Origin of the sequence: Limnobacter litoralis (assembly GCF_030160455.1) — a bacterium.
Classification (GTDB): Bacteria; Pseudomonadota; Gammaproteobacteria; order Burkholderiales; family Burkholderiaceae_B; genus Limnobacter; species Limnobacter litoralis.
This window is the reverse complement of record NZ_BSOJ01000004.1, coordinates 1-24,688: the sequence shown is the minus strand read 5'-3', so window position 1 is coordinate 24,688 and position 24,688 is coordinate 1. Positions and strand designations below refer to the sequence as shown.

Annotated in this window: 30 protein-coding genes; 10 read left to right on the top strand and 20 right to left on the bottom strand. The window is 54.2% G+C overall.

Annotation, left to right across the window (positions count from 1 at the left end):
• Genes cyoD through cyoA form a run of 4 tightly spaced genes read right to left on the bottom strand, consistent with a single transcriptional unit; the run spans position 1 to position 4,030 of the window.
• Positions 1-387 carry a cytochrome o ubiquinol oxidase subunit IV gene (gene cyoD / locus QQJ87_RS01040; RefSeq protein WP_284279431.1) on the bottom strand — a complete coding sequence of 129 codons (387 nt, stop codon included), beginning with the start codon at positions 385-387 and terminating at the stop codon, positions 1-3.
• Positions 384-1,019 carry a cytochrome o ubiquinol oxidase subunit III gene (cyoC, locus tag QQJ87_RS01035; protein WP_284279430.1) on the bottom strand — a complete coding sequence of 212 codons (636 nt, stop codon included), beginning with the start codon at positions 1,017-1,019 and terminating at the stop codon, positions 384-386. Before cyoC ends, cyoD begins: the two co-directional genes overlap by 4 nt.
• A complete protein-coding gene (gene cyoB, locus QQJ87_RS01030; protein WP_284279428.1) occupies positions 1,012-3,003 on the bottom strand; it encodes a cytochrome o ubiquinol oxidase subunit I in 1,992 nt (663 codons plus the stop codon). Before cyoB ends, cyoC begins: the two co-directional genes overlap by 8 nt.
• Positions 3,004-3,022: 19 nt before the next feature.
• Positions 3,023-4,030 (bottom strand): ubiquinol oxidase subunit II, encoded by a 1,008-nt coding sequence (cyoA, locus tag QQJ87_RS01025; protein WP_284279427.1) that lies wholly within the window; start codon positions 4,028-4,030, stop codon positions 3,023-3,025.
• Between the two features lie 124 nt (positions 4,031-4,154).
• On the opposite strand from cyoA, the gene QQJ87_RS01020 reads away from it, so the two are divergent.
• A complete protein-coding gene (locus QQJ87_RS01020; protein ID WP_284279425.1) occupies positions 4,155-5,501 on the top strand; it encodes an MFS transporter in 1,347 nt (448 codons plus the stop codon).
• A 7-nt stretch (positions 5,502-5,508) separates the two neighbouring features.
• On the opposite strand, the gene QQJ87_RS01015 is transcribed toward QQJ87_RS01020, so the two are convergent.
• From QQJ87_RS01015 to QQJ87_RS01005, 3 genes are read right to left on the bottom strand one after another with little or no spacing between them, the layout of a single operon-like run.
• Entirely contained in the window at positions 5,509-6,024 is a 516-nt protein-coding gene (locus QQJ87_RS01015) for a hypothetical protein (protein WP_284279424.1), read from the bottom strand.
• Positions 6,025-6,050: 26 nt separating this feature from the next.
• Complete coding sequence (locus QQJ87_RS01010) at positions 6,051-6,863, bottom strand: alpha/beta fold hydrolase (protein WP_284279423.1); 813 nt, start codon at positions 6,861-6,863, stop codon at positions 6,051-6,053.
• A gap of 18 nt (positions 6,864-6,881) precedes the next feature.
• Complete coding sequence (locus tag QQJ87_RS01005; RefSeq protein ID WP_284279422.1) at positions 6,882-7,355, bottom strand: TspO/MBR family protein; 474 nt, start codon at positions 7,353-7,355, stop codon at positions 6,882-6,884.
• 168 nt (positions 7,356-7,523) lie between these two features.
• On the opposite strand from QQJ87_RS01005, the gene QQJ87_RS01000 reads away from it, so the two are divergent.
• Positions 7,524-8,102: a flavodoxin family protein gene (locus QQJ87_RS01000; RefSeq protein WP_284279421.1), complete on the top strand. Its 579-nt coding sequence runs from the start codon at positions 7,524-7,526 to the stop codon at positions 8,100-8,102.
• A 48-nt stretch (positions 8,103-8,150) separates the two neighbouring features.
• A complete protein-coding gene (locus QQJ87_RS00995) occupies positions 8,151-9,038 on the top strand; it encodes a helix-turn-helix domain-containing protein (RefSeq protein WP_284279420.1) in 888 nt (295 codons plus the stop codon).
• Here QQJ87_RS00995 and QQJ87_RS00990 read toward each other — a convergent pair.
• On the bottom strand, positions 9,029-9,829 hold the full coding sequence (locus QQJ87_RS00990; protein WP_284279419.1) for a thioesterase family protein: 801 nt from the start codon (positions 9,827-9,829) through the stop codon (positions 9,029-9,031). The genes QQJ87_RS00995 and QQJ87_RS00990 overlap by 10 nt on opposite strands.
• Entirely contained in the window at positions 9,826-10,614 is a 789-nt protein-coding gene (locus QQJ87_RS00985) for an enoyl-CoA hydratase (RefSeq protein WP_284279418.1), read from the bottom strand. Before QQJ87_RS00985 ends, QQJ87_RS00990 begins: the two co-directional genes overlap by 4 nt.
• A gap of 436 nt (positions 10,615-11,050) precedes the next feature.
• On the opposite strand from QQJ87_RS00985, the gene QQJ87_RS00980 reads away from it, so the two are divergent.
• Positions 11,051-13,294, top strand: coding sequence for a DNA/RNA helicase domain-containing protein (locus tag QQJ87_RS00980; RefSeq protein ID WP_284279417.1), 2,244 nt, complete (start codon positions 11,051-11,053; stop codon positions 13,292-13,294).
• Positions 13,295-13,306: 12 nt separating this feature from the next.
• Here the strand turns inward: QQJ87_RS00980 and QQJ87_RS00975 are convergent, their stop codons facing one another.
• Positions 13,307-13,657: a DUF3147 family protein gene (locus QQJ87_RS00975; RefSeq protein WP_284279416.1), complete on the bottom strand. Its 351-nt coding sequence runs from the start codon at positions 13,655-13,657 to the stop codon at positions 13,307-13,309.
• 301 nt (positions 13,658-13,958) lie between these two features.
• On the opposite strand from QQJ87_RS00975, the gene QQJ87_RS00970 reads away from it, so the two are divergent.
• From QQJ87_RS00970 to QQJ87_RS00960, 3 genes are read left to right on the top strand one after another with little or no spacing between them, the layout of a single operon-like run.
• Complete coding sequence (locus QQJ87_RS00970; protein WP_284279415.1) at positions 13,959-15,251, top strand: acetamidase/formamidase family protein; 1,293 nt, start codon at positions 13,959-13,961, stop codon at positions 15,249-15,251.
• Positions 15,251-16,183: a metal ABC transporter substrate-binding protein gene (locus tag QQJ87_RS00965; protein ID WP_284279414.1), complete on the top strand. Its 933-nt coding sequence runs from the start codon at positions 15,251-15,253 to the stop codon at positions 16,181-16,183. The genes QQJ87_RS00970 and QQJ87_RS00965 overlap by 1 nt, the downstream gene beginning before the upstream one ends.
• Entirely contained in the window at positions 16,180-17,427 is a 1,248-nt protein-coding gene (locus QQJ87_RS00960) for a metal ABC transporter permease (protein ID WP_284279412.1), read from the top strand. The genes QQJ87_RS00965 and QQJ87_RS00960 overlap by 4 nt, the downstream gene beginning before the upstream one ends.
• Positions 17,428-17,440: 13 nt before the next feature.
• Here the strand turns inward: QQJ87_RS00960 and QQJ87_RS00955 are convergent, their stop codons facing one another.
• The 6 genes from QQJ87_RS00955 to QQJ87_RS00930 all read right to left on the bottom strand — a co-directional run bounded on the left by QQJ87_RS00955 (position 17,441) and on the right by QQJ87_RS00930 (position 20,234).
• On the bottom strand, positions 17,441-18,079 hold the full coding sequence (locus tag QQJ87_RS00955) for an SGNH/GDSL hydrolase family protein (RefSeq protein WP_284279411.1): 639 nt from the start codon (positions 18,077-18,079) through the stop codon (positions 17,441-17,443).
• A gap of 6 nt (positions 18,080-18,085) precedes the next feature.
• Positions 18,086-18,493, bottom strand: a complete 408-nt coding sequence (locus tag QQJ87_RS00950) for an SRPBCC family protein (RefSeq protein WP_284279409.1) — start codon at positions 18,491-18,493, stop codon at positions 18,086-18,088.
• Positions 18,477-18,908 carry a VOC family protein gene (locus QQJ87_RS00945; RefSeq protein ID WP_284279407.1) on the bottom strand — a complete coding sequence of 144 codons (432 nt, stop codon included), beginning with the start codon at positions 18,906-18,908 and terminating at the stop codon, positions 18,477-18,479. The genes QQJ87_RS00950 and QQJ87_RS00945 overlap by 17 nt, the downstream gene beginning before the upstream one ends.
• Complete coding sequence (locus QQJ87_RS00940; RefSeq protein WP_284279506.1) at positions 18,905-19,267, bottom strand: DUF1304 domain-containing protein; 363 nt, start codon at positions 19,265-19,267, stop codon at positions 18,905-18,907. Before QQJ87_RS00940 ends, QQJ87_RS00945 begins: the two co-directional genes overlap by 4 nt.
• Before the next feature lie 148 nt (positions 19,268-19,415).
• The gene (locus tag QQJ87_RS00935; RefSeq protein WP_284279406.1) at positions 19,416-19,784 is read right to left on the bottom strand and encodes a hypothetical protein; all 369 of its coding nucleotides are present in this window, start codon (positions 19,782-19,784) and stop codon (positions 19,416-19,418) included.
• A 57-nt stretch (positions 19,785-19,841) separates the two neighbouring features.
• On the bottom strand, positions 19,842-20,234 hold the full coding sequence (locus tag QQJ87_RS00930) for a PPC domain-containing DNA-binding protein (RefSeq protein ID WP_284279405.1): 393 nt from the start codon (positions 20,232-20,234) through the stop codon (positions 19,842-19,844).
• A 112-nt stretch (positions 20,235-20,346) separates the two neighbouring features.
• On the opposite strand from QQJ87_RS00930, the gene QQJ87_RS00925 reads away from it, so the two are divergent.
• Positions 20,347-21,030, top strand: coding sequence for a hypothetical protein (locus tag QQJ87_RS00925; RefSeq protein ID WP_284279403.1), 684 nt, complete (start codon positions 20,347-20,349; stop codon positions 21,028-21,030).
• On the opposite strand, the gene QQJ87_RS00920 is transcribed toward QQJ87_RS00925, so the two are convergent.
• Both QQJ87_RS00920 and QQJ87_RS00915 read right to left on the bottom strand, forming a co-directional pair.
• On the bottom strand, positions 21,002-21,457 hold the full coding sequence (locus QQJ87_RS00920) for a protein tyrosine phosphatase family protein (protein WP_284279402.1): 456 nt from the start codon (positions 21,455-21,457) through the stop codon (positions 21,002-21,004). The two genes, QQJ87_RS00925 and QQJ87_RS00920, sit on opposite strands and share 29 nt — an antisense overlap.
• 29 nt (positions 21,458-21,486) lie before the next feature.
• Complete coding sequence (locus QQJ87_RS00915; protein WP_284279401.1) at positions 21,487-21,945, bottom strand: DUF3465 domain-containing protein; 459 nt, start codon at positions 21,943-21,945, stop codon at positions 21,487-21,489.
• Positions 21,946-22,035: 90 nt separating this feature from the next.
• On the opposite strand from QQJ87_RS00915, the gene QQJ87_RS00910 reads away from it, so the two are divergent.
• A complete protein-coding gene (locus QQJ87_RS00910; RefSeq protein ID WP_284279399.1) occupies positions 22,036-22,287 on the top strand; it encodes a type II toxin-antitoxin system Phd/YefM family antitoxin in 252 nt (83 codons plus the stop codon).
• The gene (locus QQJ87_RS00905) at positions 22,284-22,538 is read left to right on the top strand and encodes a Txe/YoeB family addiction module toxin (RefSeq protein WP_284279397.1); all 255 of its coding nucleotides are present in this window, start codon (positions 22,284-22,286) and stop codon (positions 22,536-22,538) included. The genes QQJ87_RS00910 and QQJ87_RS00905 overlap by 4 nt, the downstream gene beginning before the upstream one ends.
• On the opposite strand, the gene QQJ87_RS00900 is transcribed toward QQJ87_RS00905, so the two are convergent.
• Both QQJ87_RS00900 and QQJ87_RS00895 read right to left on the bottom strand, forming a co-directional pair.
• Positions 22,535-23,767: a lipase family protein gene (locus QQJ87_RS00900; protein WP_284279396.1), complete on the bottom strand. Its 1,233-nt coding sequence runs from the start codon at positions 23,765-23,767 to the stop codon at positions 22,535-22,537. The two genes, QQJ87_RS00905 and QQJ87_RS00900, sit on opposite strands and share 4 nt — an antisense overlap.
• The gene (locus tag QQJ87_RS00895; protein ID WP_284279395.1) at positions 23,768-24,334 is read right to left on the bottom strand and encodes a DUF6795 domain-containing protein; all 567 of its coding nucleotides are present in this window, start codon (positions 24,332-24,334) and stop codon (positions 23,768-23,770) included.
• Positions 24,335-24,688 lie beyond the last annotated feature (354 nt).

Below are 24,688 nucleotides of genomic sequence, written 5' to 3'. Positions count from 1 at the left end.
TCAGGGCATCTGATGCATGACGTGGTTTGGATCCATCATCATGCCTGGCATCATGTTGGTATTCAGGTGGTACATCACCCACAATGAACCGCTCAGCATGATAAACACCAGCATGGCTGTGAAGATCAAGCCCAGCATGGACCAACCGCCCTCAACACTGGTGTTGATGTGCAGGAAGTAGATCATGTGAACCACGATCTGGATGGCTGCGAAGGCCAGCAGAACGATACCCGCCACATGGGGCTGACGAATCACGTTGCCCATGACAATCCAGAATGGAATGGCGGTCAGGACAACTGAAAGGATAAAGCCAATGGCGTAGCTCTTCAGCGTGCCGTGATTGGCGTGGTCATCGTGGTGATGATCGTGATGATGTTGGTCGCTCATGGCAGTACTCCCATCAGGTAGACAAAGGTGAACACGCCGATCCAGACAACGTCCAGGAAGTGCCAGAACATGGACAGGCACATCAAGCGGCGACGGTTTTCATGAATGAGGCCGTGCTTTTTCAGTTGGAAGAGCAGCGTAACCAGCCAAACGATACCAAAAGTAACGTGCAGACCGTGTGTCGCCACCAACGCAAAGAACGAAGTCAGGAAACCACTGCGCTGCGGGCCGGCACCCTCGTGAATCAGGTGTACGAATTCATACATTTCCAGACTCAGGAAGGCCAGACCAAACAGGCCGGTAACGACCAGCCACACCATGGTGGCGTTCACGCGGTTGCGCTGTGACTCCAGCATGGCGAAGCCATAGGTGATGGAAGACAACAGCAGGAACGTGGTGTTCAGGGCCACCAGAGGCAGCTCGAACAGCTCGGCACCTGTGGGGCCACCTGCGTAGTTGCGGCCCAACACCGCGTAGGTTGCAAACAGGCTGGCAAACACCAGACAGTCGCTCATCAGGTAGAGCCAGAAGCCCAGCAGTGTGCCGTTTTCCGGATGGTGCTCGCGCACGTAAAAGCGCGAGCTTGTGTCAGCGCCCGTGGCGCTGTTCAGGGTTGCAGAGATCTCAGACATGGCTTTCCAACAGACGTGTGCGAATATTTTCGGTTTTTACAACTTGATCAACCGGAATGTAATAGTCGCGTTTGTAGTTAAAGGTGTGAATGATGATTGAGGCCATCATGCCCACGAACCCGAGGCCGGCGACCAGCCACATGTGCCAGATCACTGCGAAGCCGATGACTGCTGCGAAGGCAGAAATCACGAAACCGGCTGCGGTGTTCTTGGGCATGTGAATGTCCACGAATTCCTGAGTGGGGCGCTTGTAGCCTTCTTTCTTCATTTGGGCCCATGCATCGTTGTCATACACCTTGGGGGTGAATGCAAAGTTGTAGTCTGGGGGTGGCGATGAAGTAGACCACTCCAGCGTACGACCATCCCATGGGTCGCCAGTGACGTCGCGGTTCTGCTCGCGCTTTCTGAAGCTGACGTAGAACTGCAGCAACATGGCGCCAATACCACCGGCAATCATCAGGGCGCCAAAGGCGGCAATGATGAACCAGATTTGCAATGAGGGATCGTCAAAGTGGCTCATGCGGCGCGTAACACCCATCAGACCCAGCACGTACAGGGGCATGAAGGCGAAGTAGAAGCCAGGCACCCACAACCAGAAGGACACTTTGCCCCAGAACTGGTCCAGCTTGAAGCCGAAGGCCTTGGGGAACCAGTAGTTGATGGCTGCAAAGCCGCCGAACAACACGCCACCGATAATCACGTTGTGGAAGTGAGCGATCAGGAACAGGCTGTTGTGCAACACAAAGTCAGCTGGAGGAACGGCCAGCAGAACGCCGGTCATGCCGCCGATCACAAAAGTGACCATAAAGGCAATTGACCACATCATGGGCAGCTCGAAACGGATGCGGCCACGGTACATGGTGAACAGCCAGTTGAAGATCTTGGCACCGGTCGGGATCGAGATGATCATCGTCGTAATGCCGAAGAACGAGTTCACGCTGGCACCTGAACCCATGGTGAAGAAGTGGTGCAGCCAAACCAGGTAAGACAGGATGGTGATCACCACAGTGGCGTAAACCATGGAGGTGTAACCAAACAGGCGCTTGCCTGAGAAGGTTGAAACCACCTCGGAGAACACACCAAACACGGGCAGAACCAGAATGTATACCTCGGGGTGACCCCAGATCCAGATCAGGTTCACGTACATCATGGCGTTGCCGCCCAGTTCATTCGTGAAGAAGTGGGTACCCACCAAACGGTCGAGTGACAGCATGGCCAACACGGCGGTCAGGATCGGGAATGCAGCCACGATCAGCACGTTGGTACACAAGGCAGTCCAGGTGAACACGGGCATCTTCATCATGGTCATGCCTGGGGCACGCATTTTCACGATGGTGACAATCAGGTTCACACCCGACAACAGCGTACCCACACCGGCGATCTGCAGACCCCAGATGTAGTAGTCCACCCCGACGTCTGGGCTGTACAAGATGCCGGACAGCGGCGGATAGGCCAACCAGCCTGTGCGGGCAAATTCACCCACGAACAGGGACACCATGATCAAAGCGGCGCCGAAAGTGGTCATCCAGAAGCTGTAGTTGTTCAGGAAGGGAAACGCCACGTCGCGTGCACCAATCTGCAGTGGCACCACGTAGTTCATCAGACCGGTTACCAAAGGCATGGCCACGAAGAAAATCATGATCACGCCGTGGGCAGTAAACACCTGGTCGTAGTGGTGCGGGGGCAAAAAGCCCATGTTGTCACCAAACGAAATGGCCTGCTGGGCGCGCATCATCAACGCATCTGCAAAACCCCGCAGAAACATGACCAAGCCCAGCACGATGTACATAATGCCGATCTTTTTGTGGTCAATGCTGGTGAACCAGTCGCGCCAAAGCGGGCCCCACAGACGGAATTTGGTGATCAGGCCCAACACCGTGGCACCACCGATGGCAACCATGATGAAGGTAGCGACAAGAATCGGCTCGTGGTATGGAATTGCATCCAGACTGAGTCGACCAAATACTAATTGAGTCAAGTCCATAGTTCTACACCTTCAATCTTCAATTCTTGGAGCCCATACCGACCATGTCACCATGGTTGGCATGTTCAGCCACGTTTTGACCGGAACCTTCGCCATTGCGTTCAGCGAAGGCCGCATTGATGCGGTTGTGGTCAACAGCCATCATCTTGTCCATGCACATCTGCCCTGGGTTGACGCAGATGTTCAAAATGTCGTGGTAAAGCGTGGGTTCTACGCTGGCGTAATAACGCACAGGCTCTTTCTCGCTGGGCTTTTCGAGGTCGAGGTAAGTGGCCTTGTTCAACTCGGTGCCGCTGGCCTTCACCTTGGCAACCCAGTCGTTAAAGCCTTGCTCGCTGACGCCGTAATATTTAAAGCGCATGTGAGAGAAGCCCGCACCACTGTAATTGGCTGAGAAACCGTCGTAGACGCCTTCCTTGTTCATGACGGCGTGCAGCTTGGTTTCCATACCCGGCATGGCGTAAATCTGACCGGCCAATGCTGGAATATAGAAAGAGTTCATGACTGCGGAAGACGTGATCTTGAACCGAATCGGCATGTCGGTGGGCGTGTACAACTCGTTCACCGTGGCAATGCCTTGCTCTGGGTAAATGAACAGCCATTTCCAGTCCAGCGCGACCACTTCCACGGTCAGCGGCTTGACGTCGGCCGCGACGGGGCGGTCTTTGTCAATGCGTGCCAGTGGGCGGTAGGGGTCTAGCAGGTGGGTGCTGATCCAGGTGATGGCGCCCAAAGCAATAATAATCAGCAGGGGGGCACCCCAGATCACCAGCTCGAGCTGGGTGGAGTGATCCCATTCCGGATCGTATTTGGCCTTGGTGTTGTTCCTGCGGTAGCGCCAGGCAAAAAACAGGGTCAGGAAGATCACGGGGACGATGATCAGCAGCATCAGACCAGTGGACACTTCAATAAGACTGGCTTGTTGACGGGCCACATCACCTGATGGGTTCATCACCACTGTTTTACAGCCTGCCAGGAAGAGCGCGGGCAGTAGCAGTGTCAATCGACGGGGAGATAATGAAATCATTTAAAAACCCAGAAAACAGATTCGGACTGTGTTAATTTACTCACATAGACGCTTTAAGGGTATTGGACATTTTGTCCCACCTTGGCAAAAGCGCAACACGAGTACCTTTAAAGAGGAGATGAGTATGTCAGGCACACACACGGCCGATGGGCAGCTAAACGACACCTTCCCTGCACACCAACCAGAACACGCAACACCCAGTGGGCACCATCACGCCCAAATTTCACCAGGTGAAATTGCGGTGGGCGTGGTGATTGGGCGCGCATCGGAGTACTTTGACTTTTTTGTATACGCCATCGCCTCTGTGCTGGTTTTTCCAGCAGTGTTCTTTCCATTTGAGAAAGGACTGGAGGGCACATTGTACGCCTTTCTGATCTTCTCGTTTGCGTTTATTGCCCGCCCCTTTGGCACCATGGGCTTCATGGCCATTCAACGTTACTTCGGCCGTGAAACCAAACTGACCGCCGCACTTTTCCTGCTGGGCATTTGCACAGCCGGCATGGCCTTCCTGCCCACTTATGAGCACATTGGATTTGCTGCCATTGTGCTGCTGTCGCTTTTGCGTGTTGGACAAGGCATCGCCCTCGGTGGTTCCTGGGACGGGCTGCCTTCTTTGTTGGCCTTGAACGCGCCAGCCAACCGCCGTGGCTGGTACGCCAGCCTTGGCCAACTGGGTGCGCCAATTGGCCTGATTTTGGCGGCGTCCGTGTTCTCTTACTTAATTAGCAGCCTGCCCCGCGAAGATTTTCTCGACTGGGGCTGGAGATACCCGTTCTATGTGGCTTTTGCGGTCAACGTGGTGGCGCTGTTTTCACGCCTTCGCCTGGTGGCCACAACCGAGTACGCCCGCCTGCTGGAAGCGAAAGAGTTGCAACCCACGCCTGTGCTTGAAATGCGCCAGTCGCAAAGCCGCAACATCATCATCGGTGCTTTGGCAGCGCTGGCCAGCTATGCGCTGTTTCACCTGGTGACGGTTTTCCCACTGTCCTGGATCACGCTGTATTCCAAGCGACCCGTGGGTGAGTTCCTGTCCATCGAGATCATCGGCGGTTTCGTGATTGCCATCGGCATTGTGACCTCGGGCTTTGTGGCTGACCGCTTCGGTCGGCGCAACACCTTGGGTACGCTGGCCGCGCTGATTGGCGTGTTCAGCTGGTTTGTACCCAAGCTGATGGACGGCGGCGACACAGGTCAGAACATCTTTATTCTTGTGGGCAGTTTCTTGCTGGGCTTGTCGTATGGTCAGGCCGCGGGCGCTGTAACAGCCAACTTCAAGACCAAGTACCGTTACACCGGTGCGGCGCTAACGGCTGACCTGGCCTGGCTGGTGGGTGCTGCCTTCGCGCCGCTGATCGCCTTGGGCCTGTCGGCGCACTACGGTCTGGAATACGTTGGCCTTTACCTGCTGTCTGGCGCACTGGGCTCACTGGCGGCCATCGGTGTCAACAAGGCGCTGGAAAACAAAGACTAAACACCACTCAGGGGCGGCAAGCTGACAAAGCTTGCTGCACCCTGCCCTGCTTGTCTGAATTGCCTTGGGTCTCCAGGTCTTTCGCGATTTCCTGATCACTCAAACTTCGAACCTGCTTTTCTACGCAGGCGCAATACGCCTGACGATCCGCGTTCGGCTTGTCATCTCCACCCCCTTTCAAACAACTGCTGGCCACCGTTTTCTTCATCAGCTTGGCGGTGCAAATGTCGACGTAATAATTCACACGGTCAATGAATGGGTCCACAGGCACGTCTTTGCCGTCCGGAAAGTCCGACTCCAGCAAATAGATTTGCGTCGGCATGCATTCGCAGTTGATGTATTGGCGGTCGATGGAATCGCGATCACCCTTGGCCTTTTCGCAGGCAGCACTGAACTTGGCCCGTGTTTTGTCCAGCATGAGCTGGCGCGGCGCCGTTTGCGCAGGTGTGGTTGCTGCCAGGGTTGAAGCGGCCGCAAAAGCCAAACCCGCACCCAGCAAAGTGATCAAAATTGTATTACGCATGTAGATTGCCTGTGACTGGTTGCAAATCAGCTGGCCAGGTAAGCCAGCATTTTGTCGTTCACGAGTGTCGGGGACTGCAACACGGTGCCGTGGCCGATACCGTCGATTTCAAGATAGTCCGTTCCGGGCATCCATTGACGAATTCGGGCCATGTCTTCCCCTGGAATGTCTTGGTCCTTGTTGCCCCAAATCAGCAATGCAGTTTTGCCTTCCAGCCCCAAGGCCTTGTAAGTCTCGCTGTAATCAGTCAGCGCGTTGTTGGTCAAAAATGACCGGAAAGCGCGTAAAAAACCCTCGGTTTGAAGATGCGACTGAAACTGCTGACGGTATGCCTCGCTTTGAGGCGACCCAGCCCACAAACCTGCGGCACGGTCGGTCAAGCGGGGCAACACGACTTTGCCCAAAAACAAAGGGCCCACGATGGGCATGCGAATGTACTTGAGCAGCTTGTTGCGCGAGGCCATGTTGAGCACCGGCGCAATCAGGATGAGCTTGCGCACGCGCTCGGGGTACTGAAGGCAAAACTGGGCAGCAAACGCACCGCCAAAGGAAAAACCGGCCAAGTGAAACGGCTCTGTGAGGTTCAAAGCGTTTAGCAAGTCATGCAGCTGCTGGATGTACAGGGTTCGGTTGTAAATTGCGCGCGGACTTTGCGAACGCCCTTTGCCGTATTGGTCGTAACGCAGCACGCGATAGCCTGCAGCCACCAGCGCAGGCACCTGGCAGTCCCAAACCCAGGCGGGAATGGTGCTGCCGTGCAGAAGTACGATCAGCGGGCCGTTTTCAGGACCGGTCAATTCATAATGGGTCAAACCGCGGGTCAAACGAATCTGTTGCATGGGCAATTCCTTGCGAACTTACAGAAGGGTTGGGTTGTGCTGCCAAACATACCAGCTCAGCGCCGTGGCCAGTGTAACCCAGGCCAGATAAGGCAGCATCAACAAACCGGCGCTTCGCTTCAAGCGCCAAAAAAGCACCACACAAACCAGAATCAGCGCCCACATCAAGGCCGAGTCTGCAAAGGCCCAGGCCCCCAAGTGCCAGTGAAAGAACAACCAGGACCACAGCCCGTTGAAGAACAACTGCACAACAAAAACAATGGCGGCGGCTTTGCGCAAAGGCGACGCCGGAGTCAGCCACACTTGCCACATGGCAAAGGCCATCAGGGTGTAGAGCGTGGTCCAAACCGGGCCAAATGCGCCCGCCGGTGGTGCCCATCCCGGCTGGTTGAGCTGGGCGTAAAAGGCCGCCGCATCAATCGACGCTGTGGCCCCCATGCCGGCCACAAAAAAACAGAGGATCAACCAGGCAAAAAGGGAAGCAAAGCGCAAAGTGATCTCCGGCAGGTCGATGGACAAGCGCCAAGAATAACAGGATGGGCGAAGGAATCGAAATCGAGATCAGGGAATTCTGGAAGTGTGACCTTACTAACCGCACATCGACCCGTTTAACCTGCAATGGGCCTTTCGCCCCAATCAATCAAAGGACAGGAACACAACATGAGCAATGTAAAAGTGGTGGTGGTGTATTTCAGTGGTTACGGCCACACGCGCAAACTGGCCGAGGCGGTGCTGGCGGGTGCACAAGGTGTCGCTGGCACCGAAGCTTCATTGGTGGAAATCAATGCGGCCGGCGACGTGACAGACGAAGGCTGGGAATTGCTGAACCAGGCGGACGCCATGCTGCTGGGCTCACCCACTTACATGGGCACCGTCGCTTGGCAATTCAAGAAATTTGCAGACGCATCCAGCAAGATGTGGGCTGCCTCGGCCTGGAAAGACAAATTGGCGGGCGGCTTCACCAATTCGGGATCGCTGAACGGCGACAAACACTCCACCATCGCCTACCTCATGACCTTTGCCATGCAACACGGCATGGTGTGGGTGGGCACCGGCCTGATGCCCGCCAACAAAAAAGACTCCACGCCTGCGGACATCAACCACCTGGGAGCATTTTCAGGGTTGATGGCGCAGTCACCCGCCGACGCCAGTGCCGAAGAGGCGCCACGCTCTGGCGATCTGGCCACGGCAAAGCTTTACGGTGCAAGGCTGGCTGAAGCGGCAAAGCGCTGGAAATAAAGCAGGCGTACAATCCTTTCACATGAATCTTCAAGCAAAAGGATTGGCATGGGTGTGAATGTGCTTCCGTATGTGCCGCAGGCACCCAGTGCCGTGCCTGTGGAAATACAGCGGATCAGTCACGAGCACCCCATGCACAAGATGCCGCCCCACGGGCACACTTTTCATGAACTGCTGGCCATACGCTCGGGCACTGGGTTTCACACCATTGGTGACACTGTGTTTAAAGCTGAACCGGGCATGGTGTTTCTGATTGCACCGGGCGTTCAGCACGATGCCCGCAATCTGGGTGATGTGGATGCGTGGGTCATTCTGTTTTTGGCGGAATGCCTTGAAGAGGTTTCAACGCTGGGCAGCGTGCTTGAGCGCCTGTTCCAGCAACCCGTGTTGCGCATGACACGTCCGGTTTCGCTGCTGCAGACCGATTTCAGACACACCGACGATGTGATCGGCAAAATGGCGGAGGAACTGGCACAGAAGCGGGCTGGATATGACATCGTCGTGAAGGCCCATTTGCAATTGCTGCTTGTACAAATTGCGCGCGCTGCGGCCTGTTTTGACAACGCGGGGCTGCCCTCAGCGGCCAAAGGGGCTGATCAGGACTGGATTAATGCCGTGTTCAGTGACATCGACACGCATTTTGCAGGTGAATGCACACTGAAAACAGCCAGCGAGCGACTTGGCCTGAACGCCAGCTATCTCACAACCAAACTGCGCGAACTGACCGGCAAAACCTTTGGGGATTGGGTCATCGAGCGCAAAATGATTGAAGCGCGGCGCATGTTGGGTAACACGGCAGAATCTGTCTCTGACATTGCGGCGCGGCTGGGCTATGCCGAAATTGAGTCGTTTGTAAGGCGTTTCAAGGCCCATCACGCCACCACGCCCAGCCAATGGCGGCGCGCGGCGCGAGAACAGACCAGGCTTCAGCCGTAAACAGCCACCACCTGATAACCCAAGGACAGCAATCTGCCGTCCGCAGTCCACAGCCTGGCGCTCTGGTTGACGTAGCCCTCGGACATGGCAATCGTGTCCATGTCGATTTGGTACCAGGCTGTGCTGTCGAGCTGCAGCGGCAATGGCGGCAATTCAAGCGACCACGACACGGAACTGGCCATAACCGGCCCTTTGAAGCAACTGAGCACGGGCGTGGGCGGCCCGTCACTGAGCATCACCACCAGAATTTCCGGGCTCAAATTGGCGTCTTTGGCGCGAATGTGGATGCCGCTTTGCGTGCTTTGCAGGCCTGTGTAAGGCACGCCACCGATGGCCCAGCGCATGTCCACATGCTGGGTGAAATTGGGCGTCACCTTCGGGATGAATGGCAAAGCCATGACCTCGTCTGGCCCTTTGGGCAGCGGCGTGTGTACGGCGGTTTTGGCGGGCAAAGCGGTTTCTCGGCCTGTGCCGAATACACCAACCACCAAGCCAGCGAAGGCGTCTTGGCTCCAGATCTCGCAGTGCACCTGGGTGATGTTCTTGCCCTGGCGCAAAAGGCGTGTGCGGTACAGCACCTCACCCATGGCCACCGGCCCCACAAAGTTGGTCTGCAAAGCGCGCAGCGGAATGTCGAGCGACAAGGTGTCGCGCATGGCCACCACGGCCAAGGCAGACAGAAAGCCGCCAAACATGGTTCGGCCCTGCATCCAGTCCTCGGTCGCATTGAACGTGACGGTGTCGCCCTCCAGCCTGCGGCTGGCGAGAATTTCAGAAAGGGCTATTGTCATGCTTTGGCCTTGGTTTGGAACAATTCAAACTGTCGAAAATCGGGTGCCCGCTTTTCGCCAAAAGCCTTGAAGGCCTCTTGCGCCTGCGGTTCGGGAATCAGGTCGATGAACACCAGGCCTTCTTCGCCCAGTTTGTCCATCACGGCCTGACGGGTGTCGCTTTTCATGAAGCGCTTGGTGATTTGCAGGCTGGGCACCGGCAGGGCCAACAGCTTGGCCACTTGCGCATCCACGTGGGCCTGCAGTTTTTCAGGTTCAAGTACGTCACTGACGATGCCGCATTCGCTGGCCTTTTGCGCGCTGAACATGTCGCCCAACAGCAGCAGTTCGGCGGCCTTCTGATAACCAGCCAAACGGGGCAACAGCAGGCTGGACGCCGCCTCGGGGCAAAGCCCCAGCTTGGTAAACGGCAAAGAGAATTTGGCCGTGGTCGAGGCATACACCAGATCGCAGTGCAGCAGCATGGTGGTGCCAATGCCCACCGCCACACCCTCAACCTGCGCCACGATCGGCTTGTGGCACACGCTGATCAGTCGCAAGAAACGGAACACGGGCGCATTCAAGTCGCGGGGAGGGTCATTCAAAAAGTCGCCCAAGTCATTGCCCGCAGAAAAACAGCCCTCGTGGCCTTTCAGCAATATGACTTTCACACCGGCGTGGTGCATGGCTTCTTGAAAGGCGTCGCCAATTGCGGTGTACATGGCGTTGGTGAATGAGTTCTTCCGGGCGGGCCGGTTGATGGTGATGGTGTAAAGCCCGTCGTTCAGGCTGGTTTGAATGTCCATGTTCGGCTGCTTTCAGTGTGTGTTGACGTTGGCTAGGTTACCAACATATTACACACTGAAAACTTGCCTTCGCTTTTGTTGGGGCTTAAACCGGGTGGAAGAAAGACTTCAGAGAGGTGATGTTACTTTCACTTGAACGGATTTCATCCGGCTATTGCCTGAATAAACGACTAAAAACCTCGGGTTCAGGGATACCGCAGGTTAGGACTCCGGGTGATTCTCGGGACTAGAGAGCAGGGATTTATATCCACATTTCCTGATACATTCATCAGATGTGAATTACGAGTTTGACACCATGCTTGTTTACAGCGCCAGCAAGTCTCGATTTCTGGATGATGTTTTGGACGACCAGATCCACGAGATCATTCACCGGGAGTTTCAACGACGATTGTTCAGAAAGGCCGCACAATCGGAGGTCAACGCTTGGCGAAATTCAATGAAGGAAATGCGGCAGGTTTTGAGTGATTCAGACATTCCAGTCGACTCTCTGGTTTCAATTGAATACAACATTCCACTGACCGGAAAACGCATTGACTTTATTCTCACCGGGCGAAATGCCCAGTTTCAAGACTGCGCTGTCATTATTGAGCTGAAGCAATGGAGCGAAGTTCAGGCCACGACACAGGATGCAATCGTGAACACCTGGATCGGTAATGGTCTGATCAACACACCGCACCCCTCTTACCAGGCTTGGACCTATGCGGCACTTATCGAAGATTACTCGGAGGTGGTGCAGAATGAAAATATCCGGTTGAGTGCTTGCGCCTACCTCCACAATTTGAATGATGGGCGGGTAATCAACGACGAGTTTTACAAAGCCCATACATCCAAGGCTCCTGTTTTTATCTCCAAAGATGCGCGCAAGCTGTCGGACTTTCTGAAGCAGCATGTGAAATACGGCGATCAAAACGACCTGATGTACCGTATAGAACATGGGAGAATTCGTCCTTCAAAAAACCTGGCCGACAGCCTTGCAAGCATGTTGAAAGGTAACACTGAATTTTTGATGATCGACGACCAGAAGCTGGTCTACGAAACCGCCCTGAATTTGGTCCATGCAAAAAAGCCCGACCAGAAGCGGGTACTTGTAGTTCAAGGCGGCCCAGGCACTGGCAAGTCAGTGGTGGCGATCAATCTACTGAATGAAATGACGCGACTCGGACTAGTTTGTCAATACGTTTCAAAAAACGCAGCACCTCGCGCTGTATTTGAAGCAAAACTGACGGGCACACTTAAAAAGACACGAATTTCAAACTTGTTTCGCGGTTCCGGCGCATTTACAGATATAGAGTTCAATTCATTTGATGTCCTATTGGTGGATGAAGCTCACCGACTTAATGAAAGAAGCGGTTTGTACGGAAACTTGGGCGAGAATCAGATCAAGGAATTGATCAACGCCAGCAAGCTTTGCATTTTCTTTCTGGATGAAGACCAGCGTGTCACTTTTAAGGACATAGGCAGCAAGGCGGAAATTTGTAAATGGAGTGAGCTCGCCGGTGCACGAGTATTCGAGCAGAAGCTACGTTCACAGTTCCGATGCAACGGCAGCGACAGCTATATTAGTTGGCTCAACCATCATCTTCAAATTGAACCAAGTGCAAACTTGAACCTAGACGGTCTCGATTTTGATTTTCAGGTGTTTGACAGTCCCACCAAGCTGCATGACGCCATCCGAAACAAAAACAAAATCAACAACAAGGCCCGCATGGTGGCTGGTTATTGCTGGGACTGGAAAAGCAAGAGGAACCCTCAAGCAAATGACATTGAATTTCCGGAATTTCATTACCAGGCGCAATGGAACCTTAGTGACGATGGCAGCGCCTGGATAATTGCCGAGCACAGTGTTGAACAAGTGGGCTGCATACACACCTGCCAAGGGTTGGAGTTGGACTATGTGGGAGTGATTGTGGGTCCAGACTTTGTGATTCGAGACGGCAATGTAATAACAGATGCCACCCGGCGGAGCAGGATGGATCAAAGCATCAAAGGATTCAAGAGTGGCTTGAAAACCGACCGCGCGAAAAACCTGGCGCTGGCAGATGCAGTGATTAAGAACACCTATAAAACCCTAATGACACGGGGTATGAAAGGCTGCTACGTTTACTTTACAGATGAAGAAACTCGTGCGTATTTCACTTCGCTCATGAGTGTACTTACACGATCGCCAGCACAAAAAAAGCCCGTATTGTTGAAGTACGAGGGACTTGAATTACCCATTGTTGATGCCAGCCAAAAAGCCGCCAACAATGCGCCTGTTTTTGATCTGCGTTTTGCAGCAGGGGGGTTTGGAGAACACCAAGACATTGACAACTTCGATCGGGTGGTTTTGCCGGATCATATCCGCGCAAGTGACGACTGTTTTGTGGCTCAGGTTGTTGGCGATTCAATGAATAAACGAATACCATCCGGCGCGTGGTGCTTATTCAGGTTGAATCCGCAGGGCACGCGAAATGGAAAGATTGTGGTTGTGCAGCACCGATCCATTTCAGATGCAGAACTCGGTGGGCAATTCACCATCAAGCGATACAAAAGTGAAAAAATTGCAGCCCAGGATGGCTGGATAAACTCTACAGTTGTTTTGAATCCGGAATCAACTAACCCTATTCACAAACCAATCGTTTTGAATGCTGCAGAAAGCGAGGAGATCAAAGTGATTGCGGAGTTTTTAACGGTACTGTGATTTGCCCATGGGCTACAGTAAACCAATTCCAAACCGCCTTAAAACCACCGCAAACAACCCAAAACAAACCACCGTCAACACCACGCAAGCCAACAAGGTGGGCCAGAAGCCCAACTTGGGCAACAGCACGGGAAACACCAGAAACATGGGCAAAGTCGGCAACACATTCCAGAAGGTGTACCAGGCGTGGTTGGCAATTTTGACTTGAGGCTGCTTTTCAAGATACAGCCAGACCAGCGTCAGCAGCGTAATCAGGGGCAAAGCCGCGATGAAGCCGCCGAGCTTGTCGCTGCGCTTGGCCACTTCAGAGACGAACACCACCATGGCGGCGGTAATGCAATATTTGGTGATGATCCAAGCCATGTGGTTGCTCCCAGTTTCAAATTCGATGAAGGTACACCAAGGCAGACAGACTACACCAGGCCAATACCAAACGCAGCATCACTGCATTGCACTGGTGCGCTACGCCCCAAAACGGATTAGGGTAAGCCCGAATTCATCCGAGTAAACCCTGATATTGACCGCACCGGCAAGGTGTTGTTACGCACTTTGAATGTGCGAATAACCCCCGAAACAACATGGCACAGAGGTTGCAAAGCGAGACGACAGGGCCCACCTCATGAAAGCCCGTTGACGCAACTGTAGTAACCATCAGGAGTACCCAATGATCAAAATGACACGCACGCGCTGGGCGATTGCCACGGCATTTGCCGGCGCTGTAATGGCGGCACCGGCCTTCTCACAATCGGTGACCAACGCCAGCGAATTTCCGGGCAAAACCTATTTGCTGCCTGCCACCATGGAAACCACCCAGTGGGGCTGGTTTGACAACGCCCAGGCACCCGTTCTTACCATCGATTCTGGCGACACTGTGGTCATGGAAACCATGATGCACTCGCACAACCAGGTCATTCCCGGTGCAACCATTGAGCAGCTCAAAAAGCTGCGCACCGACAACCCCGGTCGCGGCCCACACACACTGACGGGTCCAGTTTTCGTCAACGGCGCAGAACCCGGTGATGTGCTTAAAATCAAGGTTAACCGCATTGTGCCGCGCGCCTATGGCACGAACTTCAACATTCCCGGCATGTTTGGTGAATTTCCCAAGGAATTCCAGGACGGTCAGGTGAAGTACCTGTACCTCGACATGCAGCGCAAGGTGGCCGAGTTCCTGCCTGGCATTGAAATTCCGTTGAAGCCATTCCCTGGCACCATTGGCGTAGCCCGCGCTGAGCCAGGCCGCTATTCCAGCGTGCCTCCCGGTGAATACGGCGGCAACATGGACATTCGAGAACTGCAGGCCGGTGCAACCCTGTATTTGCCAGTGTGGGTGAAAGGTGGATTGTTGTGGTCTGGCGACTCGCACGCAGCGCAAGGCAACGGCGAAGTCAACCTGACCGCGATTGAAACTGCGTTCAAGGAACTGAACCTGACGGTTGAAGTGCTCAAGAACGTGAAGCTGGACATGCCACGCATCGAAACACCAACCAAGTGGATCACCATGGGCTTTGACAAAGACCTGAACCTGGCTTGGGACAACGCCAAGGCGCAGACGATCAAGTACCTGGCAGAACAGCGCAAGATCACACCCGAAGCGGCCGCCAAGCTGATGCCCACCGTGTCCGATTGCCGCGTTTCACAGGTGGTGAACATCAAGAAAGGCATTCACTGCATGAGCCCGAAAGATCTGAAAGCCAAGGGCATTGAACCACGCCCGATGACCGAGACCAAGGACCTGTTTGTGTCTGTGGGTACAGACGCCGATGCCAATAAGGCCATGGACATGGCGTCCATGGGCATGATCGAGCAGTTGCAGGCCAAGAAAGGCTTGAGTCGTCTGGACGCTTATGGTTTGGTGTCTGTAGGCATGGACTGCCGCGTGGGTGAGATGACCGACACGAAAAAGTCCATTCACTGCGTGGTGCCAAAGAGCCTTTGGGTCAAAAAGAAGGCGTGATGGTCATTAAACGGGCATTGTTGAACACAGCAGCGTACTTGATGGGCTTTTGCCTGACTGGCCTGGTGCATGCAGCCATGCCCGTTTTAACAACAACGGAAGACCTTCGCAGCCTGGTGCAGGCTGTGGGAGGTAACCTGGTGACCGTTGACACCCTGGTGCCACCAGGACGCGACGGGGAAGAGTACACACCGAAACCCCAGGATCTGAACCGACTACAGAACACACGCCTGTTGGTGCGAGTGGGTCTTGATTACGATGTCTGGCTGAACCCTCTGATCAGGCAAAGCGGCAGAACTGAGCTCGAAAGAGGCGGAGATTCCGTGGTAGACGCATCCAGAAACATTGTGCTGCTGGACGTGAAACAGGGCGGATTTCAATCGGATGGGCACGCCCACGGGGCGGGCAACCCGCATTACTGGCTAGACCCAGACAACGCCGCCGTGATCACCGGCAACATCACTGAAGCACTGGCGCGGCTGGACCCCAAACACGCTCACCAATACGAAAAGCTGCGCAACGATTTTCTAGCGAAACTGGCGCAAAAAACCGCTGAATGGCAAGTTGCCCTGAAACCCTGGGTCGGCGTGCCGCTGGTGGTGTACCACAACAACTGGCCTTATCTGGCGCGTCGCTTCAGGTTGAATGTGGCAGGCACGGTTGAACCACGGCCCGGCGTGGCACCCAGCCCGCAGGCCCTGGCCAAGTTGATTACCTCGATGGACCAACAACACATTCACTGGCTGTTTCGGCACCCCTCAGAGCCAACTCGAGACCTAGAATTCATTGCCCGCAAAACGGGTGCCCGCATTGTCAGCCTGGCCGCATCGGTGGGCGACGTACCGGGCATCAACAACTACATTGACCTGTTTGATTACAACGTGCAGGTGCTTCGCAAAGCCCTGCAAGACACCCCTGGAGGCCGACCATGAACCCGCTTGATTTTCTGGGCCTGCCTTTGATGGCCTGCCTGTTGCTGATCGTGGTGCACTGCCAGTTTGGCTTGCATGTGATTCAACGCAACGTGATTTTTGTAGACCTGACCTTGGCCCAGTGCGCCGCATTGGGAGCCACCGTGGCTTTCATGCAAGGCCATTTGCCGGGCACACTGGGCGCCTACGCGTGGTCGCTAGGTTTGGCGTGGGCCGGGGCGCTGGCGCTTTCATTGATCCGATTTGCCCCAAAGAATGTGCCGCATGAGGCGCTGGTGGGCGTGCTGTATGTGGCCTGTTCCGCCGGAGGCGTGTTGTTGATTGATTCTGCCCCACAGGGCGCAGAGCACCTGAAGCAAATGCTGACTGGCAGCATTCTGACCGTGACACCCGAGGAAGTGCTGAAAGCCGCCCTGATTTACACCCCGATAATCGGACTGCTTCACTTGGCCAGCCGCAGGGGCTGGATGGCGGGTAACGGTGGGCGCGCGTGGTTGATCGACCTGCTGTTTTACGCCGCCTTTGGGGTGGTCGTCACTTCGTCAGTGGCCATGGCTGGTGTTTTGCTGGTATTTTCTTTTTTGATCATTCCGGCTGTGTGCGGCAAATTGCTGGCCAACAGCCTTGGCCGTCAATGGGCCTGGGGTATCGCGTTAGGTGGGCTGGCTTCGCTGGGGGGCTTGTTACTTTCGCTGTGGGCCGACACCTCACCCGGTGCCACACTGGTAACCGTGTTCGCCGTGGTGTTGCTATTGGTGATGGTCGTGCCCCGGCTGGTGATGTCAGTGGCTGTGCGCAGGCACGCGGTTTGGCTCAGCGTACGAACTGCTGCAGTCGCAGTGGGTGTCAGCCTGGCATGGCTGGCGGCACAACCCCGTGCAGACCAACCCCTGCTGGACGTGGCTGAAAAAGCGATGCCTGCCTTGCAATCGGTCTACATGCGCACCGACGAGCGCGACGCGATTGCAGACTCACAAGCCTATGTGAAGCGCTACGCAGGTGAGCTGGACAAGCTGAGCGAACGCGAACGGAACAGCCGCTGGATGGGCACAGACGACGATGAAACCGTGCGACGCATTTCATCGTTTCAACAGTCGTACAACGAGATGATCAAAGGTGAGCAGTTCGTCATGCAGGAAACCCGCGCGCGGGCGCGCGAACGCCTGCGGTGGCCGGTCACTCTGATCTTGATGATGGGGATGAGTGGCTATTTGCTGAGAAACAGACTTCCACTTCGACGATGAGCGAAACCTTTATTCAAGTCAAAAGGGCCTGCACCACCTTCGCCATTTCTTGACCTAAGACCAAATGCTGATCGGCATCCAGATGCACGCCATCCACTTTGCTGCTCTCAGTGATTGTGGCTGCATCCAGAAAGTGGCAATTTAATTCGGTACACACCGTGCGGTAAGCCTTGGCCAAGCCAACGGATTTCAATTCTCCACCCACAAACTTCGGCGCGATTGGCCCTTTGGGTGTTTGCATGGCAGGTGGTGCAACCACCAACACCGGTGGCACAGGCATACCGGGTTCAACAGGTGCATTCCGAATGGCCCCCACCAAAGCAGCAATTCCCTGAGAGGAATGCCACGGGTTGTGATCGTGCATGGACTGAAAATCGTTGGTGCCCAGCATCAAAATCACCAACGACAAAGGGCTATGAATCTCGATCCGCTGCGCCAAGCCTTGAAGGCCATTTCGGCCGGGTTTGAAAGGGTCTTCCCACACTGTGCGGCGGCCATTCAGGCAGTCTTCGATCACCCTCGCTTTGATGCCTGCCCGCGCCAGCGCCAATTCCATCACGCCAGGCCACCTTTGGTCGAATTCCAGACGCTTGCGGGTGGTTGGGATGATGCCCCATGACAACGAATCGGAATACACAAGAATTTGATGCATGATTGTTCAACGGCCAGACGCCACGTGCCGCGCAAAGTTGTTCAAGATCGCCTGCCAGCCCTCGCGCTGTTGTTCAACGGAATGCGTTTCTTCGCTGTCGAAGCTGACCGTGATGGTTACGCCCTTTGGGCCCTCGGTAAACTGAACTTGGGCAGTTCTGTCGCCAAATGAATATTCAATCAGCCGGTTGGGCACCACCTGCGTGTAGGTGCCCGCGAAGTCGAAGCCCATGCTGCCGTCTTTGGCCTCCATCCGGGAAGAAAACACCCCGCCCACGCGCAAGTCCACCTGGGCGGAGGTGGTGTGCCAGTCGCTTGAAGCGGCGTTCCACTGAACAATGTCTTCAGGGCTTGTGTAGGCTTTCCACACGGTTGCAATTGGGGCAGCCACAGTGGTTTCAACGGTGATTTTCATGGGGTTCCTCCTGGTTTGCAGGGCCTTTCAACTCCACCACATTGCCCTCGGGATCGGTGACATAAATCGACGGGCCTTTGCCCTCGGCGCCGAAGCGCTGTGCAGTTTCACCCGCCGGTACATTGTGCGCTTGCAGGTGCTGACGAATGTCCGCCTCATTGAATGGGTCTACCCGAAAGCAGACGTGGTCCATGTTGCGGCCCTCTTTGCCGGGGGCGGCACCACCGGCGCGGCCCAATTGGCTGTCGACTGGCACCAGGTCAAGCAGTGAACGCCCTGCCCGCAACTGCACCAGGCCAATGTTGTCTTCACGGCGCTGAACCGTGCAGCCCAGCACTGTGCAGTAGAAATGCAGCATGGCGTCAAGATTGCTGACCCGCAGCACCACATGGTCAATTTCGCGTAGGTGGATCATGGCTGAGCAACCCACAGCAAACCGAGAGCAATGGCTGCTGGCAAGGCCTGCACAAACAGAATTTTGCGGCTGGCAGTGGCTGCACCAAACACGCCTGCCACCACCACGCAGGTCAGAAAGAACACCTTCACTGGCAAGCCATTCGCGCCTTGCAGCAAGCCCCACACCAAACCGGCAGACAGAAAGCCATTGTACAAACCCTGATTGGCCGCCAACACCTTGGTGGCTTTGGCGAAGTCGGGCTTCTGGCCGAAAGCCTTCAGCCCGGCGGGTTTGTCCCAAAGAAACATTTCGAGAACCAGAAAATAGATGTGCAACAGCGCAACCAGCGCGGTTACCAGGTTTGCGGCAAATAACATGCTGTTGGTCGTCATTTGAGATACCCCTTGTTATGGTTCATTCAAGCAAACCGGATTTTGACCTTCCCGTACGGAGCGTGGGTCACCCACTCGCCCTACACCTCTTTGTCCTCGGAAGTGGCCAGGTTTGACAGAATGCATTGCCTAATTACTTTGCCCGAAACGTATTCATCAACAACGCCATTGCACTACCCCCGAGGGCGTAGTGGGAAAAACTGACTGCCAGTAAACCATAAATGGGCAATTTACAGGTGAATGCCGCGAAGAGCCAAATTAGAAAACCCACCGTGCTTAAAAGTTTGGGAGAAAGAAGCGTACCGCCTGCCTTGACGTAATCGGCGTACTTGGAGACAAGCCCACCCAACACACTGCCTGCAATGCATACAATTTGCGGCTTGAAGACCGCATCAAAAGAGACTGAGATCATAAACAGCAGTAAAAATTGAAACGGGGAACCACCCCAAATCATCGACTTGATCACCAGGCTTTTTTGCTGCGACGAATCTTCTGAATTCATGTTCCACCTCCAGATTTACGCAGCCAATCACCTTTTGATGCGCAAGTTACGTTCAGCTTAAACTTTCCGCACTACAAGTTCTTTAAAACCAGTGGCCTCGTCCACTTCGCGATCCAGTGCCCAATCGGGCAGATTGATCAGCAGCACTTCTGCCGTAGTGCGAATAATGTTGCCGTAACAGACATGACCGCCCAACACCTCGCCCTGCGCGTTGGCGACCGCCATGTGAAGGTGCGCGCCATCAGGCGAAACGGAGCCTGACAGGGAAAGAAGCTCAAAGGGGCCAGAGAACTGTGTGTCGGAATTGGCGTCGGCCAAGCGCAGTGTTGCGCCCTGCAAACTGCCAATGCCAGACACCACGAAAGCCGAGCCACCGCTGGACTTGGCGGCTTCTTCAAGCGCGCGGCGAAGGTCAGCGTCGGGGGGAAGGCGGAGGGGTAATGTGTTCATTAATTTCCAGTTGCTCATAGACAGCCCGAGTATGCAATTTTCAGGGGCAATGTGGCTACCTCACCCTTTATTCAAGTCTGTTAGCATTTACTTTTTGATACTCACCTATTTCATGAGATCTGACGTTAACCCGAAACTTCCCCTGAAGTTTTTAGTCTTGCTGCTGTTCATATTTCTGGCGAACCTGCACGCCCTTGCAGACACCCCGTGCAATTTAAAAACGATTGAACAAATTCGTCATGCATCACCATTGTTTGGCGCAGAGTTGTCTCAGCAAGACTTACGTGAGGCGCTTACACATCCGATATCGGCAAATGCATGTAATGCCAGCGCTTCAAGTAAAACCAAATTCAATAGATGGCATCAAGTTCGCACACAGTCCAAGGAAATCCAACTTTCAACTTGCCCCCCCAACACTGTGATTCACCTTCGTAGCTATCTATCAAACGATGGCGGGCAACTTTGGGTGGTTGCCAGGGAATCAGGAGTTACAGGTCAAACTTGGAGGTATAACTTTTACTCGATTGCCAACAATCAACCAATTATTGAAAAATCAGCGAACGATCTTGGCTTGAACCCCCCGACAGACAATGCTTTCCTGTCTTCTCAGGACACAAAATTTTCGTCATCAGAAGACACTGAGTCGCCGATCTATTTGTTAGAAGATGGGACCTTTATTGCGCAACCAAATCCGTATTCAGACCCCAAATGGCAAAGCAAACACATTGAGCGAAATTTTCTGTATCAGTGGAACGGTTCTTGGTTCGTCAGAAGTCAGACAACGCCCTTTGTATGAATGCCGCCCAAACCTCGTTCGGCTCCCACGTGGCTTTCAGCAACTCGAACGCCTTTTCATGCGGCCAGCCCAGCACAATTTCGCGGTACAAACCCACAAACACGGTAACTCGCCAGTTGGCGGCGCAGTGCACCCAAATTTTGTGATCGCTGTGGGCCTTCATGGCCTGAAAAAAGTCAGTCAGGTTTTCCAAAGTAGGTTGTGCAAACTGCACTGGGATGTGAATGTAGGTCATGCCCAGTGACTGAACGGTGGCTGTTTCGTCGGGCAGTGAATAACGCGGATCGTCGTGCAGTGCGAGGTTAATGACCTCCTCGAAGCCCGCGTCGGCAATCAGTTTGATTTGATTTTCCGAGGGCTGGCCAGAAGTGCCCAGCCTGTCGCCCGCAGAACGGTAGTTTTTGATCGCTTCAAGTGGATGAGTCATGGGCGCGCTCTGGGTTGGAATTGACCGGCTTACTGGTACGTCTGCCCTGCCAGTTTAAGCCAACCTGCCCGGTGATGCCCACGCGGGTCGCGGTGGGTCCAGTGGATCACACCGCCCTTGGGGTTCCACTCGTATTGCCCGCTAAAGCCGACGGTGTCGCCAGCCCTCAGCGAATTTAGCCGCCCTGCCAAGTCGATGTTGTGCGCCACCAAAACCTTTTGCCCCGAGGCCAGTTTTAAAATGAAGCGCTGGTGACGGCTGCCCTCTTCATCGTCGGGCAGCACCTTGATGACCACACCCTCGCCTGTGACGTGAATGCCACTTTGATGCTCGGCAAAAGCGGTTGCAAGTGCGTCATCGGCCTGACCGGTTTGCACCGCCTGCGTCTGTGCGGCGGGCGTGGGCGCAAAGTCGCCAAGCAAGCCAATGCGGCTAATTCCGAATGCGAGGGCAGCAGCAGCGGCAAGAGTAAGAGCGTGTTTTTTCATGTCAACCGTTTGAATTGCAATACGAATCTATCATCAAACCAATTCGTACAGTATCATGAACATGTTCAATTTTCTGTACAGAAAAATACCATGGATGCGATTAGTTACACAGCTGCTAGAACCAATCTGGCCAAAACGATGGAACAGGTTTGCGAAGACCATGCCCCTGTCATCATTACCCGCAATAAATCTCAGTCCGTCGTCATGATTTCGCTTGAGGACTACGAGGCGCTGCAAGAAACAGCCTATCTGCTGCGCGTGCCCAAGAATGCCAAGCGTTTGCTTGAGTCAGTTGCTGAGCTGGAACAAGGCGGCGGTCAGGAAAAAGAACTGCGCAAATGAAACTTCTTTTTTCCGAGAACGCGTGGGACGACTATTTGTACTGGCAAAAAACCGACAAAAAAACACTGGAACGAATCAACAAACTGATTGAGCAAACCAAACGAGAACCTTTTGCCGGCGTTGGTAAACCAGAACCGTTAAAACACAACCTCACCGGATATTGGTCACGACGAATCAATGACGAACACCGAATGGTGTACAAAGCCACCGAAGAGGCTTTGTTAATCGCCCAACTTCGGTATCACTACTAACCCGCCGACGCCTTTCTGATAGCCAGACTCGCCATTCCGCCCACCTCGGTGTTGAAATGCCCTAGCAACCCACGAAGCAAGGCAACATCGGGCCGGGACTGATTCGGTGATGGCTTGGCGCGCCCCAAAAACTGCGACAGACTGTGAATGACCTCATTGTAGGCCTGCAGCGGCCTGCCTTGCAGGTAAGGCACTTTGGGCAGAAAACTATTAAGGCGATCGAACGCCGTCATATAAGTGGACAAAAAGGATTGCGCGACAGCGAATGGTGCCAGTTCGGCCGCGTCACCCAAATCCAGCAATTTTTGCTCGAGCGTCAGCATGGCCAGCACGCTCATGCTGCTTTTTGAGCCGTAGGCTTGCAGGTATTTTTTCATCAATGAACGATCAAAATCGTATTGCGCAGCCGTTTTAAGCTGCGACCATGACGACATGCTGGCGACGGGCTTGTACCCATCGCCCAGTAGGTGATTGGCCACCCGGATCATTCCCGAATGCGCCACGGGCACATACAGCTCGGACTGCGAGCGACTGGCGTGCACAAACGGAAACAGCGGGACCATGGCCACTGGGTCCGCCGGGTTCATGATCCGCCTGATTTGGGTTTCCGGTATGCATTTGGTCATGTCATGGGCAAACGACAGATAGCCCACCCGCGGGCTACCCAGCGTGTACAGCGCCACGTTGTAACCCCGCATTTGAAGCAGTGCCGCATTCAGGTTTGCCAAGGCACCACCCAGGCTGTGGCCGATGCAGTGAATCACCGAGGGGCGCTTAACGCCCTGCGCCACCAAATACCGAATGAGTTGATTTTCATAGCCTTTGAAAGTTCGGTTAAAGCCTGCATGCACAGTGTGGCCCCGCGGCCCGCTTTGCACCGCGATGTTGGCATCGGTGGCGAGGTCGTATTTGTTTTCTTGGACGTTGGTGCCGCGTGTTGCCAAAATCCATTCGCCCGTGCGGGGGCCGGTGCCCTGCGCGATGAAACCAAAGCCACTCATCAACTGGAGGTTGCTGATGCCAGAGGTGGAGGACAGAACGGTGAAGTCAGAGAAATTGCCGAATTGGGGGTTGGTTAATACGCTTTGATCGAGACGACCCAATTGTGCGCGAACCGAACTTGCAGAGGCATTCGGCTTTGTGGATTGTAGTTTTCTGAAATCTGCGTCCAATGTGTACACTTTTTGCGCAAAAAAATGCACTTCAGACGGCGTCAAAAGGCGGTTCATTTAATTTCCCTCTTCATTTGGCTTTTTTAAATCGCAATTGAGCATGGGTGTCCAAGCACCCTCCGGCTGCGTTTTAGATGCTGTGTCGCAACGGATTTGAATGGTTGGATAACCAGTTTCCGCAGAGGGCTCGTAGCTGGTTCGCCCGTTGTGAAACATCAGCACATTGTCTTTATCAGACAGCCAATTCAAATCCTGAATGACCACCGGAACCATTCGGCCATGATCATGCTCAACCTGTGGATCGCCCTTCACTTCGTCAAAGTGAAATCGACCCTCTTTGTCTGTCAAAACCACATCTTTGTGAAGCACCAAATCACCGGGTTTGGGTTGATCGTCCTCGGCATTCCAAGAGTAAACACGCTCAATTTTCAAACCTGCTGCAGGTTTGCCGAGGTTCAGCATTTGACCATCAACGGCAGAGAACAGGATGACTTGCTTCAGCAAGGGCTTGTCGTCGCTGGGCACAAAACGCAGCAAATGGACGCTGGCCGGGGCAATTACGAAAGTCCAGACAAGAGAGAAAGCAAGCAGACCGAAGAAGATCCACATTGTTTTTTTAGACATTGAACACTGCGCGCCTGTATTGGAAACAGTGCGCAAGCGTATCAAAGAGCGCGGAAGGTGAGAAATTGAGGGATGGGTCTGCCTGAATCGGAGGGAGGGCGAAACTCGGAGCTTGCCCTGCTTATTCCTGCACTTTTCCTCGCCCGGATTACCTTGAGAACTCGACTTCTTCTGGCGACCCTGTGATGAACGTGGGACTTATTTAACTTGATATCTAAAATAAGATGCGCATAGAGCCATCAGTAACGACGTGAGAAGACTTTTAACGGCTCAGTTGACTGCCTTCCATGCCTATTCTGACCAAATTGGACAGTGATTCTGGCTGAAACTGGACAGTCATTCCAGCTCAAACTG